Here is a 16339-nt window from a genome sequence, read left to right as displayed (position 1 = left end):
TGCGCAAGTATGAGGCGCCGGGTGTGAGAAGATGCACCATCTCGCGCACTTTTGCCTCAATGGGGCAAAAATTGTATGAGGCACTTCTCGGTAAGTGTCAGGAGAAATGCCGCTTGCGGCGCCGGAGCGATCCGATCGCCACAGGCCGCCGGGCCACTGGACCCGGAAACGAGGACAGGAGTTGGCGCCGTGACAGCCGTGGCTGACGATGTGATTTTGAGCGCTGCCGAGTTGGACTTGGCCGTCGGCGAACTCGTCGACGCCGCGGAGCCGACCGCTCCGGCGACCGATGTCGTGGCCGGTCCGATGATCCGGATCGTCAAGGGCTCGCCCACCGACGAGGACATTGCCGCGATCGTGAGCGTGTTCGCCGCCGCGAGTGCCGCGGGCGGCCAGGCGCCGGCCCGGGGCCCGCTCGACCTGTGGGGTCTGCCCACCGATATGCACCGCGGCACGTCTCCGGTGGTGCCCTACAGCTATCCCCAGCTGTCACACCTGCGCTGACCTATGACCGAATTCGTGCTGGGTTCGGCGTCGCCGGCCCGGCTGCAGGTCCTGCGTGCCGCCGGCTTGTCGCCCACGGTCCGGGTGTCGGAGGTGGACGAGGACGCGGTCGCCGCGGCGCTGCCGCCGGGCACCGGCCCGGCCGAGGTCGTGATCGCACTCGCGGAGGCCAAAGCACGTGACGTCGCCGCGGCCCTCGTCGCGGACGCCTCACCCGCGGCGCTCGACGGCACGATCGTCGGCTGCGATTCCATGCTGCTCGTCGACGGTGTGCTGCAAGGGAAACCGAAGACTCCCGAGGTGGCCCGGGCCCGCTGGGCGGCGCAGGCCGGCCGGAGCGCGGAACTGCTGACCGGGCATTCGGTGTTGCGGCTGCGCGACGGTGCCGTGGTCGCCACTGCATCCGATTGCAGTTCGACGACAGTGCATTTCACGTCGCCGGAACCCGAGGAACTCGAGGCCTACATCGCCACCGGCGAACCGTTGCAGGTCGCGGGCGCGTTCACGCTGGACGGCCGAGGGGGCTGGTTCGTCGACCGGATCGACGGTGACCCGTCGAGCGTGATCGGGATCGGCCTGCCGCTACTGCGCCGGCTGCTGCGCGATGTGGGTGTCGGTATTCCGCAGTTGTGGCTCGGTGCTGCCGGGGGCGACGGGGTCGGTGCTGCGCAGTTGAGGTCCGACGCGAATTCCTGACGGCGGTGCCAGCCGCGGCTGGTCGCCGGGGACCTCCGGCTGCTCCGACGGCTCGGGAACGATCATTCCGCGCAGGTGTTCGAGCCGGGCCACGCACAGTTCGGGTTCGACGAACGGGTGCAGCCGTACCGTGACGGAGTCGCGGGCACCGTTGCGGTCGAGAATTTCGCGCAACAGACCCAGATGCACACCGCACACCACTTCGGAGTGCGTGCGGGCCAGGTCGCGCAGCGGGCAGGCGGTCAGCCGGATCATCACCTGGTCGGCGGTCTCGGTGGACGGCTCGCGCTCGGGTGCGAAGCCCAATTCGGACATCATCGTCATTGTGACGTCTTTGGCCGCGCCCAGCGTGTCGATGGGTTCTTCCAGTGCCTCGAGCTTCGAACCCCAGGCGCGACCCGCCGCGATCGAGGCGTCCGAGCGCCGGCGGGGATCGCTGCCGAGTTGGTCGGCGAGAACCTGCGCCAGATCCTGATAGCCGACCGATCGCTGTACGGCTGTATAGCCGATGCGGGGGCGGCCCCGGCCGCGGGGTGGTTGCTGGAACTGCCGAACCAGGGACTCACGGGTGAGAACGTCCAGGTGGAAGCGAACCGTCGTGACATGCTGGCCGGTAACTTTGGCCAGTTCTTGGGCATCGAGAGGCTCGCTGGCGCCGCGCAGGATCGCAAGCAGCCGCCGTCGTGGCCAGGAATCGGACAAGGCTCACCCCTCCTTCCGGGAGACTTTATCGGATGTGGCTGCGACTTATTCGCTTCTTCACCCGATTCGTAATGTGGATCCACTTGCTGTAACGCCGCGCGCCTACGATCGGAACGGAACCGAACACCATCGCCGACCACGCGTGAAGGACAAACCAGTGCCCGTCTCTGCGGATACTCACTCAACCCTCGGTCCGGTAGCGGACGCCTCCCGAGTGGTAACCACTGAATGGCTGTCGGCAAACATCGGTGCACCCGGTGTGAAGATCGTCGAGGCGGACGAGGACACCTTCCTCTACGACGTCGGGCACGTCCCGGGAGCCATCAAGATCGACTGGCGAGCCGAGCTTACCGATCGAACGACCCACGACTGGATCGACGGGTCAGGATTTGCCGAATTGATGCGCACTAAAGGTATCGGGCGCGACGACACGGTGGTCTGCTACGGCGACAAACTCAACGGCACCGCCGCCGCCGTCGTCTGGTTGTTCCGTCTCTTCGGGCACGCCGACGTGCGGCTGCTCGACGGCGGGCGCGAGGCGTGGATTTCCGAGGAACGCGACACCACCTTCGAGGTGCCGCTGGTCGCCTACGGCGACTATCCCGTCGTCGAACGGGCCGACCACACCGGTCGCGTCCTGATCCACGAACTGCGCGGCGAACTCGGCACGGTCGCCCTCGTCGACGTCCGCAGCTCCGGCGAATACACCGGCGAAGTCACCCGCATCGTCGACCGGCCCGAGGAACAGACGCTGCGCGCCGGGCACATCCCCACCGCGGCCAACGTGCCCTGGACCGCCGCGCTCGCCGCCGACGGCCGCTTCCGCACCCGCGCCGAACTCGCGCAGATCTACGCCCCCGCGCTGGCCGGCAACCCCGACCGGGTCGTCACCTACTGCCGCGTCGGTGAGCACGCCGCGCACACCTGGTTCGTGTTGACCGAACTGCTCGGGCTCGCCGACGTCCGGACCTACGACGGATCCTGGACCGAATGGGCAAACGCCGTGCGAACCCCGATCGCGGTCGGCGCAGAGCCCGGTTCAGCACCGACATCGACCGCTGCGACCCCCTCCGCAACGGACTCTGTCGCGTAGATCACCGCCTGGACGCTACTGTGCAGTAGCCCCATCCCCCTTCGGCGGCCTCAGGCACCATGCCTAAACTCGCCCGAGATGTAGTTGTCTAGAGCACAGGAGGCTCAGTGCCCAGCCATGCCAGCGCGCAGATCACCAAGGTCCTGATCGCTAACCGCGGCGAGATCGCAGTTCGCGTCATCCGGGCCGCGCGCGACGCCGGCATCGGCAGTGTCGCCGTGTACGCGGAGCCCGATGCCGATGCGCCCTTCGTCAAGCTCGCCGACGAGGCGTTCGCGCTCGGGGGCCAGACCTCGGCCGAGTCCTACCTCGTCTTCGACAAGATTCTCGACGCCGCCAAGAAGTCCGGCGCCGACGCCATCCACCCCGGCTACGGATTCCTCTCCGAGAACGCCGATTTCGCGCAGGCCGTGCTCGACGCCGGCCTGATCTGGATCGGCCCCTCCCCGCAGTCCATCCGCGACCTGGGCGACAAGGTGACCGCGCGCCACATCGCGCAGCGCGCCGAGGCCCCGATGGCGGCCGGCACCAAGGACCCGGTCAAGAACGCCGCCGAGGTCGTCGAGTTCGCCAAGACCTACGGTGTGCCGGTGGCCATCAAGGCCGCCTTCGGTGGCGGTGGCCGCGGCATGAAGGTCGCGCACTCGATCGAAGAGATCCCCGAGCTGTTCGAGTCCGCCACCCGTGAGGCCGTCGCCGCGTTCGGTCGTGGTGAGTGCTTCGTGGAGCAGTACCTGGACAAGGCCCGCCACGTCGAGGCGCAGGTCCTCGCCGACACCCACGGCAACGTGATCGTCGTCGGTACCCGCGACTGCTCGCTGCAGCGCCGCTTCCAGAAGCTCGTCGAGGAGGCGCCCGCGCCTTTCCTGTCCGACGAGGTCCGCGCCAAGATCCACTCCTCCGCCAAGCGCATCTGCCGCGAGGCCGGCTACTACGGTGCCGGCACGGTCGAGTACCTGGTACAGGGCGAGACGGTGTCCTTCCTCGAGGTCAACACCCGGCTGCAGGTCGAGCACCCGGTCACCGAGGAGACCGCGGGAATCGACCTGGTGCGCCAGCAGTTCCGCATCGCCAACGGCGAGGCGCTGGAGATCACCGAGGACCCGACCCCGCGCGGCCACTCCTTCGAGTTCCGGATCAACGGTGAGGACGCGGGCCGCGGCTTCCTGCCCGCCCCCGGCCCGGTCGTGGTCTACTCCGAGCCGACCGGCCCGGGTGTGCGCGTCGACTCCGGTGTGGTCGCCGGCAGCGTCATCGGCGGGCAGTTCGACTCCATGCTGGCCAAGCTGATCGTCACCGGTGAGAACCGGCAGCAGGCGCTGGAGCGGTCGCGGCGCGCGCTCGCCGAGTTCCAGATCGAGGGTCTGGCCACCGTGCTGCCGTTCCACCGGCACATCGTCGAGAACCCGGCGTTCGTCGGCGACGGCGAGAAGTTCGAGGTCTACACCAAGTGGATCGAGAACGACTGGGTCAACCCGATCGAGCCCTACACCGGTGGTCAGCCGATCGAGGCCGACGAGGAAGAGCCGCGTCAGACCGTGGTCGTCGAGGTCGGTGGCCGGCGCGTCGAGGTGTCGCTGCCGGGCCAGTTCTCGGTCGGTGCGCCCGCGGCCGGTGGCAACGGTGTGATCCGCAAGAAGCCGAAGCCGCGCAAGCGTGGTGGCGCCGGTGGCGGTGCCGCGTCCGGTGACGCCGTGACCGCGCCCATGCAGGGCACCGTCGTCAAGGTCGCCGTCGAAGAGGGGCAGTCGGTCGAGGCCGGTGACCTGATCGCGGTGCTCGAGGCCATGAAGATGGAGAACCCGGTCAACGCCCACAAGTCCGGTGTGGTCACCGGTCTGGCGGTCGAGGCCGGCGCCGCGATCACCCAGGGCACCGTCCTGGCCGAGATCAAGTAGTAGTCCCACCGGGGACTTCGACGGCCCGCTCCCTTCCGGGAGCGGGCCGTCGTGCTGTCTGTACCCCGCGCGGCCGATCCGGCATGCGGCGGTCACCGCGCTACGGGTCAGCCGCCGTTCTGGTCGTTGTGGTTGTTGTGGTGCGGCCGAGGCAGAGTGGGCACGGTGAACGGCAGGTGCGGGCCGCGGCTGGTCGTCTCCGGGACAGCGGTGGTCGGCACCGCGGTGGTCGGTACCGCGGCGGTCGTGGTCACGATCGCCGGAGGCGTCGTGACCGTGGTCGACGAGCGTGGACCGTCGCATCCGGCGAACAGGGCGAGGGTCGCCCCGACACCGGTGAGTACGGCGAGGACACCGATCACGGCCGCGGTGATCTGCCAGGCCCGGGATTTGGGTTCCGGGTCGGTGTCGGTGGTGCCGGGCAGCCGGACGATCTCGGTGGGGTCCTCGCTGGGCGGTGGGTTCGCGGCCGGTGACCTACCGGTAATCGGTTGTGGCGGTGTGGTTTTGCGTGCAGGGTGCGGGACCACGACGGTGGTCGGTTCCGGGTCGGAGGGCTTGGGCGCCGCAGGCTCGGTGGCCGCCGGGGGCTTCGAGGCTGCCTGTTTCGGCCGCGGGATCACCACGGTTTCGTTCGAGGCCGAATCCGCCTGCGCCGCCGCGGGAGTCGCCGCGGGCGGCGTGGGCCGCCGGAGTACGACGGTCTCCTCGGGTGCGGCCGAGATGCCGCCGGCGCGCGCGGGCGGTGCTGCGGCACTGGGCTTCTCGGTCGCGCTCGGCTTGCCGTCGTCGGCTGTGTCCGATGGCGGGTCCTGGACGGGTGCCGACGCTGTGGCTGACGCTTCAGCCTGTGCGCCTTCGATATTCGCTGCGGCTGTAGTCGGAGGACTTGTGGCGCTGGGCGTCTCGGGTTCACTCGACTCGCCGTCGCCGGTTGTTTCGTCGGCTGTGACGGTCGCTGCCCGGACGGCTGGTTCCACGTCGGCAGCCGTGGCCGGCGCGGACGATTCCTCGGACTGGGCGCCTTCGATATTCGCCGCAGGCGGGCCCGCAGAGGTTGCGGCGCTGGGGTTCTCGGCTCCGGTCGAAGTGTCGTCCACTGCGGATGCCTCGGCAGCTTCGTCGCCGGACCCCGGCACTTGGTCGGCATCGGCGGTGTTCGCAGCGGAATCGGATGAGGCTGTGGCGCTGCCCGTCTCGTCTTCCGGTGACCAGTCGTCCGGCGCGGCTGTCTCGGCTGACGGCGTGGCGGCGGATTCTGTCCCGGTTGGTGCCGCGTCGGTGGAGTCCGCGTAGACAGCCGCCGCATCCGCCGGGGCTGCCTCGTTCGGTTCAGCTTCGGCCTGTGCGCTCGAGCTTCCTGCAGCCGCGGCGTCGTGGCTCTCTGCGGCCGTTGGCTGATCATCCGAGTAGACGGCATCCTCGTCTGCGTCTGCGTCTGCGTCTGCGTCTGCGTCTGCGTCTGCGTCTGCGTCTGCGTCTGCGTCTGCGTCGCGGTCGGTGTCTGTGTCGCGGTCTGTGTCTGTGTCGCGGTCTGTGTCTGTGTCGCGGTCTGCGTCCGCGGACGCAGGCGACTCCGTAGACGCAGACGTGGCCGGTTCGGATCCGGGGGTGGCCACTTCGGTGGATTGTGCTGCAGGGCTTTGTGATTCGGCCGAACTGGCGGTTGCGTCCGAGTCCCGTGCTTCACGGTTGGAGGCGGGCACGGTGTCGTCCACGGGCTGCTCTGCTGCGGGGAGCGCTGATTCGGCGCTGCCCACGGTGGAGGTGTCGGCGTCGTCGGGGGTGGATGCCGCCTCGGCAGATTCGTCGTCCGCGGCGTCGGTCTGTTCCGCCTCGGATTGGTCCGAGGCTTCCGGGGAGCCCGGTTCGGTGCCTTCGGTTTCGGCACTGCTCTCGTCAACGACCAGGTCCGCGGCCGCCGGCGGCGTTGTGGCGGTGCTGGACTCGGCCTCGGGTTCGGTGCCGCTGGCGTCCGGAGCTGCGGGCTTGCCCTCGGTGCCGCTGTTCGGCTCGGTGTTGCCGGTCGTCGCCGGGGCCGAGAGTGCCTCGGCGGCAGGTGTTTCCGCTGCGGTGCCGATGGCAGCCGGGAGGACCGAGGTTTCGCCGTCGGCGGGGGCATCCTCGGCGGCCGAGCCGGCCTTCGTGGTCGGCGCCGACACCCCAGACCGGTTCGCGCCGGTCGTGACCGGGGTCGCGGTGCGTGCTGCCGGTGGACCGGGCGCGACCGGGGGTACCGGTGTGGTCGCCTTCGGCGGCGCGGGTCGCCGGTCGACGCCGGGTGCGGACGGTATACCGGACACCGAGACGGTTGTTTCGTCGAATTGCGCTGCCGGACGCTGAGACTCGGGGCGCGGCGGGGTCGCCGGTGCCCGGCGAGGTGGCGGGGGTGGCGGCGGAGTGAAGTTGGCGGCAGGCACCGGACCACGACCCGGTCGTGAGGTGGGGTCCGCAGTGGGCCGCGTGGGTGAGGGCGGTGGCGTAGTGGCGTCGCCCGCAGCCGGCTTGCGGGCCGGTGGCGGCGGGTTCGGACCGGCGCCGGGCCGGGAACCAGCCGGTGGGGGCGGCGGGGTGTGTCCGCCCGCAGCTGGTTTGCGTGCGGGTGGCGGCGCGGTCGGGTCGGCGGTGGGTCGAGAAGCTGCCGGTTGAGGCGGCGGAGTGGGCCCGACGAAGGCGCTGCCGGGGGCAGGTTTGCGGGCTGGTGCTGGCGGCGGCGTGGTCGCGCCAGCGGCTGGCCGAGAACCAGCTGGTGGGGGTGGTGGAGTGGGTCCGCCCGCAGCTGGTTTGCGTGCGGGTGGCGGCGCGGTCGGGTCGGCGGCGGGTCGAGAAGCTGCCGGTTGAGGCGGCAGAGTGGGCCCGACGAAGGCGCTGCCAGGCGCAGACCTGCTGGGTGGTGGCGTGGTCGAGCCGGCGGCGCGCCGAGAAGCTGCCGGTGGGGGTGGCGGAGTAGGTCCGCCCGCAACTGGTTTGCGTGCCGGTGGCGGCGCGGTCGGGTCGGCGGCGGGTCCAGAAGCTGCCGGTTGGGGTGGCGGGGTGGGTCCGACGAAGGCGCTGCCAGGGGCAGGCTTGCGAGCTTGTGCTGGTGGCGTGGTCGAGCTGGCGGCAGGTCGAGAAGCCGCCGGTGAGGGTGGCGGAGTGGGCCCGACGAAGGCGGCGCCGGGGGCAGGTTTGCGGGCTGGTGCTGGCGGCGGCGTGGCCGAGCCGGCCGCGGGCAGGGGACCAGCCGGTCGGGGTGGTGGAGTGGGTCCGCCCGCAGCTGGTTTGCGTGCCGGTGGCGGCGTGGCCGCGGTGGGTCGAGAAGCTGCCGGTGGGGGTGGGGGCATGGGTCCGACGAAGGCGCTGCCGGGGACAGGTTTGCGGGTCGGTGGGGCCGGTGGTGGGGTGGGCCCGGTGGCGGGGCGGGGTGGTGCCGGTGGCGGGGTGAGACCGGCGGCGGGTGCGGGGCGCACCGGTCGGGTGGCGGGTGGGGGTGGGGTGGGGTTGAACGAAGGACCGGCCGGGTTGGCGGGGTGGTCGGGGGAATTCGGCTGGGGGGCCGACGGGACTTGGGGTGCAGCGGGTTTGGCGGCCCGGGCGGAGGGGGCCGGGGTGCGTGCCGGTGGGGGCGTCGGGCTCGCGGGGCGGGGCGTGATCGGCCGGGCGCTGCGGTGGAGGTCGGGGGCGACGCGGTCGAGGGGGCCGGGGAGGCCGACGGCGGCGCAGGCGGCGGCGGCGAGGGCGGCGCCGTCGGGGTAGCGGTCGTCGGGGTCCTTGGCCATGCCGCGGGCGATCACGTCGTCGAGGGCGGTGGGGATCGCGGGGTCGTGTTCGCTGGGGCGAGGCGGCGGGGTGTGCAGGTGGGCGCGCAGCTGACGGCCGGGGCCGCCCTCGCCGAACGGCCTTTCGGCGGTGAGGCATTCGTAGAGGACGCAGGTCAGGGCGTAGATGTCGGAGCGGGGGTCGGCTTCGCCGGCGAAACGTTCCGGGGCCATGTAGGCGGCGGTGCCGACAGTGAATCCGGTCGCGGTGATATTGGCCTGATCCGGGACCCGGGCGATGCCGAAGTCGATCAGGTACGCGTACCCGCTGGCGTGCACGATGATGTTGGCGGGCTTGACATCCCGGTGGATCAGCCCCGCCGCATGCACCGGGTCGAGGGCTGTCGCGATCTGGGCGATCAGGTCCGCGGACTCCTGGACACCGAGCGCCGCGCCGCGCAGCCGGGCGGCCAGATCGATGCCGGGAATGTGGGCCATGGCCAGGAACAGCCGGCCGTCGATCTCGCCGAAGTCGTAGATCGGCACCAGGTGGGGGCTGTCGAGCCTCGAACCGATCTGGGCCTCGCGCTCGAAGCGGCGCCGGTAGTCGCGGTCGACGGCCGCGGACGCGGACAGGATCTTGACCGCCAGCCGCCGGTCGTGCGCGGTGTCGTGCGCCAGCCACACCTCGCCGGTCGCGCCGCGGCCGATCTGCCGTTCCAGCTGGTAGGGGCCGAATTCTTCTGCCATCGTTACTGTTCCTCCGCTGCCGGGCCGGACGGAGCGAGGAGGTGCACGGCCGGTCCCGGTATCCGGGTATCGCGGCGCCGTGCGAGAACGCAGCGCTGGAACATGCCCAAGACCCTAATCCGAAAGGCCGACGAGCTGGACCTTCGGACAATGGCGCACCGGCGCCGACACGCCGGAACGCGGTGTCGTGCCTGTTCAGCGGGCCCGGCCGACGTCAGTTCAATGCGACCATGACCGCGGGATGGACGGGACCGTCGCGCAGCTGCAGATAACCAGGGGCGGCCCCGGCCGGCAGGTCGAAGACCAGATGGGCGGTGACCGTCTGGCCGGGATCGATCCCGAACATGCGATCGGTGGCCGAATGCGCGGTCCGGTAGGCGTTCTCGCCCTTGATGTCCTCGTCGACGACGCGGCCGCCGGAGTCGATCAGCTGCTGCAGGCCGGTGAAGAAGTTCGCGGCGATGTCGTCGACGTCGGTGACATTCACGGTGACGACCACGAAACCGCCCTTGGCCTTGGCGCGGCCGATGGTGGGCACATTCGATTCGACTGCGGTGACCGTGAATTCGAGCCCACCGCTGCGCACCGGCGTGTGCAGCCCGGGCGCCTGGATCGCACTGCCCGGTTTCGGTGGCGGCGCGGCGCGTCCGGTGGTCGGCGGTTGCCCGGCCACCACGCGCGTCGTCGTCCCGGCCGGTTTCCCGGCGGTGTCGGTGGTCCGGGCGTGGCGGGACAGGGTGGCGATCCCGATCACGATCAGCACCACGACTGCGGCGATTGCCGTGAGCGGGACCAGTAGCCGCCCACGCCGCGAATCGGCCCGGGGCGCAGTGGCATAGGCCGCCGGATAGCCGCCGGCATATGGTGCCTCGACCGGCCATCCGGCGCTGTCGGCGGCGAACGCGCGGGTGGGTGCCGGTCCGGCTCCGCCCGGAAACGGGCCACCGTTCGAAAGACGTTGACCACCACTGTGATCGAGTGCAGTCGGCGGTAGCTGCGCTGTCGGCGCCGGGCCGGCCGGCCACACCGTACCTGCCCCGGTGGCCAGCGGAACCTGTTGCCTCGCACCGGGTTGTGCGCCGTTGAAGTCCTGCCGCACCTCAGTCCCGCCTGTACCGGCAGCAGCCGACGGGACCTGTTGCCGCACATCAGATTGCCTACTGCTGGACTCGCGCCCGGTTGTCGGAGGAACCTGGTGCCACACAACAGGTTCACCGTCGAACGCCTGACGTACGGCGGTCGCGAACGCCCCCGCGGTCGGCGGCCGGTCAGCGGGATCCTTGGCCAGCGCCGACGCCAGGGCGGCGTCGACGGCAAGCGGGACAGCGGAATTCACCGCCGATGCCGGTGTCGGCGCGGACATCAGGTGGCCGTGCATCTGCTGGGCCGGATCGCCGTTGCCGTACGGGCGGGACCCGGTCAGGCATTCGTAGAGCACGCAGCCCAGGGCGTAGATGTCGGCGCGCGCGTCGACGGTGCCCGTGAACCGCTCGGGCGCCATGTAGGCCCACGTGCCGACGGCCATATTGGTGGCCGTCAAGGAAGTGGTGTCGCCGGCACGCGCGATACCGAAGTCGATGAGGTAGGCCGATCCGGCCCGGTCGAGCAGTACGTTGGCCGGCTTGACGTCGCGGTGGACCAGATCCGCCGCGTGCACCACGTCCAGCGCCGCCGCCAGCTGGGTGAGCACCGCGACCGCGGCCGCCGGTTCGAGCGGTCCGCCGCGCAACCGCTGCGCCAGGTCGGTGCCCTCGACGAAATCCATGACCAGGAACAGACTGCCGTCGTGCTCGCCGAAGTCGTGGATGGGAACCAGGTGCGGGTCGCGCAGCCGCATGCCGAGCCGGGCCTCCCGCTCGAACCGCTGCCGGTACTCCGGGTCACCGGACAGGGTCGAGGCGAGGATCTTCACCGCGACCGTCCGCCCGTCCGGGGTGCGGGCCCGCCAGACCTCGCCCATACCGCCGCGCCCGACCAGCTCCTCGAGCCGGTAGCCGGCGAATTCGGCGAGGTCCATCCACATCCTCCTGTGCTTCCACCCCGTGGCCGAGGCCCGGCGGTGCGGTTCCGAAGATACCGGCGAACGGGCCCGTTCCGACACCGTCGGCCGGGGTCGGCGACGGGGTGTGGTGTGGACGACAACCTGTACCGGCCCGGGCCGGTGTGCCAGCCGGGCGCGCTACCCTCGAACCCATGCCTGACACCCCCGACATCCGCATCGGGACCGCGGAGCGCGAGCAGGCCATGGCGCGCTTGTCGGATCACTTCTCGGCCGGCCGGTTGTCGGTCGCCGAATTCGATGAACGCAGTGCCGCGGTGGCGGCCGCGGTCACGCGCGGCGATCTGGCGCCGATCTTCGCCGATCTGCCGGAGCCGACCGTCACGGCCGCCGCGGTCGAGCCGGCGGGTCCGGCGTCGCAGGCGCCCGGTCCGCGGTTGGCCGGCCCGGTCATGGCGGTGGTGACGGTGGCCGCGGTGGGGTTGGCGAGCTGGACCGGGTACTGGGAGTGGTATCTGATGTTCGCGGTGGCGGGGCCGGTGGTCGGTGTGCTGAGCGGGCGGGGCCCGCGGGAACGACGTCGTGAGCGCCGGCAGCGGCGCAGGGAGCTGGGACGCTAGAGATGGAACCGATCGAGATCAACGCCGGCGGCTGGTATCTGCGGGCGTTGCGGGCCGATGAGCGCATCGACGACCGGCCGGCGCTCGCCGACGGTGGGATCGTCGATCCGTCCTATGTCGAACGGCGCAACCGGGAATGGGCGGAGGAGTCCCGTTATTCGTGGGCGGTGTGCGTGCCGACGACGGCCGAACTGGTCGCGGAGATCGTGGTGACGCCGAAATCCGATCGCACAGCGGATATCTCGGGGTGGTGCCGGGTGGGGCACGCACCTGCGCTGGATGCCGGTCTGGCGGCGGTGCAGCGCTTCGTCGTCGGCGCGCTCGGCCTGCAACCCGTCTGAGCCCCAAGGAAATTCGTTTTCCCTCTCGATGCGCGCCGTCTAGGCTCGAAGTGTCACATCGATACAGGGGAGGTTCGCATGTGGTATTCGGAATCCGTTCTACGCGTTCATATTTCGACGCCCGGAGCGTGACCGGGCTGTAGGCCGCACCCGCGGCCGCGGTCCGAGGTACCTGGGCAATCGATCGGCCACGACGGTCCGAACCAGGGGGTTTCATCATGTTCGAGTGGAGCAGGCATGTCGCCGAACGAGCGGCTGCCGCGACCTTTCACCACCGGCCGGTCACCGAACCGCGGCCGACGATCACCGAGGCGGAGTTCGCCGCCGAATGCGATCGCGCCGACGCGGACGGTAATCCGGCGGACGGCTACGAGCTGATCGGCTGACCGCGCCGGTCAGCCGACGTACCGGATCGGCGGCGACGGGGCGGGCGAGCGATTCGCCCGCCCCGTTCCAGTCCCGTCCCCGGCGGCGCGGGTAACGTGCCGGAGGTGAACAGGCCCCCGCTCGATACCCAGCTGCTGCGGCGCGCGGTCGCCGAAGACCCGCGGTTGTCGTTCTATTCCGAACTAGATGTGGTCGATTCGACCGGGTCGACCAACGCTGACCTGCTGGCGAAGGCCGCCGACACCGGTGCCCACGGCCGGGTCCTGGTGGCCGAGAGCCAGGATCGTGGCCGGGGTCGGCACGACCGGGTCTGGGTGAGCCCGCCCCGGGCGCAGCTGGCGCTCTCGATCTCGGTGCGCCCGCGCGGTATCGCGCCCGAGGCGATGGGCTGGCTGCCGCTGCTGACCGGTGTCGCGGTGGTCGACGCGGTCCGTGCCGTCACCGGTCTGGACGCGAATCTCAAGTGGCCCAACGACGTTCTCATCGCCGGCCGCAAGGTGGCCGGCATTCTCGCCGAGGTGAGCGCCGGCCCGGACGGCCCCACCGTGGTGGTCGGGATCGGCCTCAACGTGAGCCTGACGCAGGACGAACTGCCGGTGCCGCACGCCACCTCGCTGGCGCTGGCGGGCGCCCCGGACGTGGACCGCACCGAGCTGCTGCGGTTGGTGCTGACCGAATTCGCGCGCCGGTACACACAGTGGTCGGCGGCGGGCTGGTCGGTGGCGAGCCTGATCGGTGACTACCGTGCCCGCTGCAGCACGCTCGGGGTGGAGGTACGCGCCGAACTTCCCGGCGGACAGACCCTGACCGGCGCCGCCGAAGACATCGACGCCCACGGCCGCCTGCTGATCGGCGGCCGCCCGGTATCGGCCGGTGACGTAACGCACCTGCACGGCCAGTACTAGCCGCATTCGGCCACCGACCGCGAATTCGGTTCGGGTGGTGGGGAATGGGTTCGACGGTGCCGAATCGTCACCTTCGGCAGGTAGTCTGCGGCACATGGGATATCCGGAGGAACTGCTCGCACCCGAAGAGCAGTTGCTGCTGCATCGTCACCCGCACTGGAAGATGCTGTTCTGGCCCGGCGTGACTTTCGTGCTGGCCACTGTGGTAGCGGGTTTCGCCGGCGGGGAGGCTTATCCGCACACCTCCGGCGTGGGCCGCGAGGTGGCGCTGATCGCGATCGCGGTGATCTGGCTGGCCGCGCTGATCCTGCGGTGCGCGCATCCACTGTTGCGCTGGAAGAGTACGCATTTCATCATCACCGATCGGCGGGTGCTGGTCCGTGAGGGCCTGTTGACCCACACCGGCATCGATATCCCGATGAGCCGCATCTCGAGTGTGCAGTTCCGGCACGGTCTGCTCGATCGGATGCTGGGGACCGGCACGCTGATCATCGACGCGGCGTCGGGTGATCCGCTGGAATACGACGACATCCCCGACGTGCAGAAGGTGCACGCGCTCCTTTATCACGAGGTCTTCGACCGCGAACGTTACGACCCGCGGTTCGACCGAGATCAACCCGCGCCGCAGCCGCCGCAGCACGACACGAAAACTTACACACAGCCATTGGACCTCCAACCGGGTCATCGGCCCGACCGTGGCCGTTAACCTGAATCCGTGACCGCCGTACTGCTCGCCGAAGATGACGAGGCCATCGCCGCCCCGCTGTCGCGAGCCCTTGGGCGCGAGGGATATTCGGTAACCGTGGAGAGCTTCGGGCCTGCTGTGTTGCAGCGGGCCCTGCAGGGCGAACACGATCTGCTGATCCTCGACCTCGGGCTGCCCGGCATGGATGGGTTGGAAGTCTGTCGCCAGGTCCGGGCCAGCGGGGCCGACCTGGCGGTACTGATGCTCACCGCCCGCACCGACGAGGTCGATTTCGTCGTCGGTCTCGATGCCGGTGCCGACGATTATGTCGGAAAGCCGTTCCGGCTGGCCGAATTGCTGGCCCGGGTGCGAGCCCTGTTGCGGCGCAGCGGAATCGGGGACGAGGCAGTCGAATTCGGCGGTGTCCGGCTGGAACCGCAGGCGCGCCGGGTGATGGTCAACGGCCACGAGGTGAACCTGGCCAACAAGGAGTACGAGCTGCTCAAGGTCCTGATCGACCGGGCCGGGCAGGTGGTGTCGCGCGAGACCATCCTGCGCGAGGTCTGGGGCGACGCCGACCTGCGCGGCTCCAAGACGCTGGACATGCACATGTCCTGGTTGCGGCGCAAGATCGGCGACGAGGGCCCGGTAGCCGAGCGGCGGATCGTCACCGTGCGCGGTGTCGGATTCCGCTTCAACACGGATTGACGCGGCGTGCGGCGACGGTTGTTGCTGTCGATGCTGGTCGCGCTGACCTTCACCACTGTGGTGCTGGGCATCCCGCTGGCGTTCACGGCCTGGCAGTGGGTGGCCGACACCACCCGCGGTGATCTGCGCAGCCGACTGGACCGGATGTCGGGGGAGATCCAGGCGCAGGAGCGCGACGACGGCCTGGTGCACGGCAGCCTCGACCTGCTGCCCGTGCGGCCGCTGATCCCGGCCGGTGGCCGGCTGACCATCGTGTATCCGACGCCGGAGGACGCGGCGTCCCGCATCGATGTCGGGGTCGCGCAGGTGCGCAACCCGGTGGTCGAATCGCTGTCGATGGGTACCTCGGGGTCGCTGCGGCTGGAGGTGCCGTCGGGGGCGATGCATCAGTTGCAGGAGCGGGCGGTGGGCGCGGTGGCGCTGGTGGCGCTCGCATCGCTGGCGGCCGGTGCCGGGGTGGCCATGGTGACCGCTCGCCGGGTCGCGGACCCGCTGCGGGAGGTGGCGGATCGGGCGGCCCGGCTGGCGATGGGCGACTTCCGGGTGGAACCGGGTCGGCACGGCATCTCCGAACTCGATCGGGTGTCCGATGTGCTGGATTCCGCGTCACTCGAGATCGCGAGCCGGCTGCAGCGCGAGCACGCGCTGGTCGCCGATGTGTCGCATCAGCTGCGTAGCCGGTTGACCGCGGTGCGCCTGCGCCTGGACGAACTGTCCGCGCACAGCGACCCGGACGTCGTCCACGAGGCGGAGGAGGCGATGGAGCAGGTCGACCGGCTCACCGACGCGATGGACGAGCTGGTCCGGGCTTCCCGCGACGACGGCACCGCCGACCGGGACCCGGTCGCGGTGATCGACGAACTGCGCGGCGTGGTCGGGGAGTGGCGGCACCCGTTCACCGATGCCGGCCGCAAGCTGATCCTGTCCGGGGATCCGATGCTGCGCGCGCCTGTGACCGGGTCGCGGCTGCGGGAGGCGGTGGCGGTGCTGGTCGACAACGCCCTGCAGCACGGTGACGGTGACTGCACGGTGTCGGTGCGCACGGTGTACGGCGGCCGGGATCGGGAGCCGCTGGTGTGTGTGGAGGTCGCCGACGAGGGCGAGGGGGTCAGCGACGAGCTGGCGCCGCACATCTTCGATCGCGGGTTCTCGGCCGCCGGTTCGACGGGTGTGGGGCTGGCGCTGGCGCGGGCGCTGGTCGAGGCCGACGGCGGGCGCCTGGAACTGCACAGACGCCGGCCCGCGTTGTTCGCGATCTTCCTGGGAAAGGTGACCGCCCGGCCGTTGCCGGCCGCGGTCGGTGAACCGCGCTGA

At 70.5% G+C, this 16339-nt stretch carries 14 protein-coding genes; 11 read left to right on the top strand and 3 right to left on the bottom strand.

What is annotated here, in order from left to right; translation table 11 throughout:
* The first annotated feature begins 189 nt into the window (after positions 1-189).
* Both EBN03_RS16085 and EBN03_RS16080 read left to right on the top strand, forming a co-directional pair.
* Positions 190-504 (top strand): acyl-CoA carboxylase subunit epsilon, encoded by a 315-nt coding sequence (locus tag EBN03_RS16085; protein WP_122188860.1) that lies wholly within the window; start codon positions 190-192, stop codon positions 502-504.
* A 3-nt stretch (positions 505-507) separates the two neighbouring features.
* Positions 508-1200, top strand: coding sequence for a Maf family protein (locus EBN03_RS16080; RefSeq protein WP_122188859.1), 693 nt, complete (start codon positions 508-510; stop codon positions 1198-1200).
* Here the strand turns inward: EBN03_RS16080 and EBN03_RS16075 are convergent.
* The gene (locus tag EBN03_RS16075) at positions 1087-1902 is read right to left on the bottom strand and encodes a helix-turn-helix transcriptional regulator (protein ID WP_122188858.1); all 816 of its coding nucleotides are present in this window, start codon (positions 1900-1902) and stop codon (positions 1087-1089) included. The genes EBN03_RS16080 and EBN03_RS16075 overlap by 114 nt on opposite strands.
* Before the next feature lie 157 nt (positions 1903-2059).
* Between EBN03_RS16075 and EBN03_RS16070 the strand changes: the two genes are divergently transcribed.
* Together EBN03_RS16070 and EBN03_RS16065 are read left to right on the top strand one after the other, a co-directional pair.
* Entirely contained in the window at positions 2060-2995 is a 936-nt protein-coding gene (locus EBN03_RS16070; RefSeq protein WP_122189073.1) for a sulfurtransferase, read from the top strand.
* Positions 2996-3102: 107 nt separating this feature from the next.
* Positions 3103-4893 (top strand): acetyl/propionyl/methylcrotonyl-CoA carboxylase subunit alpha, encoded by a 1791-nt coding sequence (locus tag EBN03_RS16065; RefSeq protein ID WP_122188857.1) that lies wholly within the window; start codon positions 3103-3105, stop codon positions 4891-4893.
* Between the two features lie 107 nt (positions 4894-5000).
* Here the strand turns inward: EBN03_RS16065 and EBN03_RS16060 are convergent, their stop codons facing one another.
* Both EBN03_RS16060 and EBN03_RS16055 read right to left on the bottom strand, forming a co-directional pair.
* Positions 5001-9380 (bottom strand): serine/threonine-protein kinase, encoded by a 4380-nt coding sequence (locus EBN03_RS16060; protein ID WP_122188856.1) that lies wholly within the window; start codon positions 9378-9380, stop codon positions 5001-5003.
* Between the two features lie 214 nt (positions 9381-9594).
* On the bottom strand, positions 9595-11397 hold the full coding sequence (locus EBN03_RS16055) for a serine/threonine-protein kinase (protein WP_158675639.1): 1803 nt from the start codon (positions 11395-11397) through the stop codon (positions 9595-9597).
* 176 nt (positions 11398-11573) lie between these two features.
* On the opposite strand from EBN03_RS16055, the gene EBN03_RS16050 reads away from it, so the two are divergent.
* From EBN03_RS16050 to EBN03_RS16025, 7 genes are all read left to right on the top strand, one after another.
* Complete coding sequence (locus tag EBN03_RS16050) at positions 11574-11999, top strand: DUF1707 SHOCT-like domain-containing protein (protein WP_122188854.1); 426 nt, start codon at positions 11574-11576, stop codon at positions 11997-11999.
* A 2-nt stretch (positions 12000-12001) separates the two neighbouring features.
* Complete coding sequence (locus EBN03_RS16045; protein ID WP_122188853.1) at positions 12002-12340, top strand: hypothetical protein; 339 nt, start codon at positions 12002-12004, stop codon at positions 12338-12340.
* Between the two features lie 218 nt (positions 12341-12558).
* Complete coding sequence (locus EBN03_RS34160; RefSeq protein WP_158675638.1) at positions 12559-12726, top strand: hypothetical protein; 168 nt, start codon at positions 12559-12561, stop codon at positions 12724-12726.
* 105 nt (positions 12727-12831) lie between these two features.
* Entirely contained in the window at positions 12832-13632 is an 801-nt protein-coding gene (locus EBN03_RS16040) for a biotin--[acetyl-CoA-carboxylase] ligase (protein ID WP_233608413.1), read from the top strand.
* 94 nt (positions 13633-13726) lie between these two features.
* Complete coding sequence (locus tag EBN03_RS16035; protein ID WP_122188852.1) at positions 13727-14338, top strand: PH domain-containing protein; 612 nt, start codon at positions 13727-13729, stop codon at positions 14336-14338.
* A gap of 9 nt (positions 14339-14347) precedes the next feature.
* Positions 14348-15025 (top strand): response regulator transcription factor, encoded by a 678-nt coding sequence (locus EBN03_RS16030; RefSeq protein WP_122188851.1) that lies wholly within the window; start codon positions 14348-14350, stop codon positions 15023-15025.
* 6 nt (positions 15026-15031) lie between these two features.
* A complete protein-coding gene (locus tag EBN03_RS16025) occupies positions 15032-16339 on the top strand; it encodes a HAMP domain-containing sensor histidine kinase (RefSeq protein WP_122188850.1) in 1308 nt (435 codons plus the stop codon).

Source organism: Nocardia stercoris, from assembly GCF_003696265.1.
Classification (GTDB): domain Bacteria; phylum Actinomycetota; class Actinomycetes; order Mycobacteriales; family Mycobacteriaceae; genus Nocardia; species Nocardia stercoris.
The sequence above is the reverse complement of the archived record's forward strand: the minus strand, read 5'-3'. Positions and strand labels throughout refer to the sequence as shown.

Bases quoted from the DNA above. Each gene is read 5' to 3' on its own strand.
- EBN03_RS16060 (WP_122188856.1), bottom strand. From the start codon at position 9,380: ATGGCAGAAGAATTCGGCCCCTACCAGCTGGAACGGCAGATCGGCCGC.
- EBN03_RS16045 (WP_122188853.1), top strand. From the start codon at position 12,002: ATGGAACCGATCGAGATCAACGCCGGCGGCTGGTATCTGCGGGCGTTG.
- EBN03_RS16055 (WP_158675639.1), bottom strand. From the start codon at position 11,397: ATGGACCTCGCCGAATTCGCCGGCTACCGGCTCGAGGAGCTGGTCGGG.
- EBN03_RS34160 (WP_158675638.1), top strand. From the start codon at position 12,559: ATGTTCGAGTGGAGCAGGCATGTCGCCGAACGAGCGGCTGCCGCGACC.
- EBN03_RS16080 (WP_122188859.1), top strand. From the start codon at position 508: ATGACCGAATTCGTGCTGGGTTCGGCGTCGCCGGCCCGGCTGCAGGTC.
- EBN03_RS16035 (WP_122188852.1), top strand. From the start codon at position 13,727: ATGGGATATCCGGAGGAACTGCTCGCACCCGAAGAGCAGTTGCTGCTG.
- EBN03_RS16050 (WP_122188854.1), top strand. From the start codon at position 11,574: ATGCCTGACACCCCCGACATCCGCATCGGGACCGCGGAGCGCGAGCAG.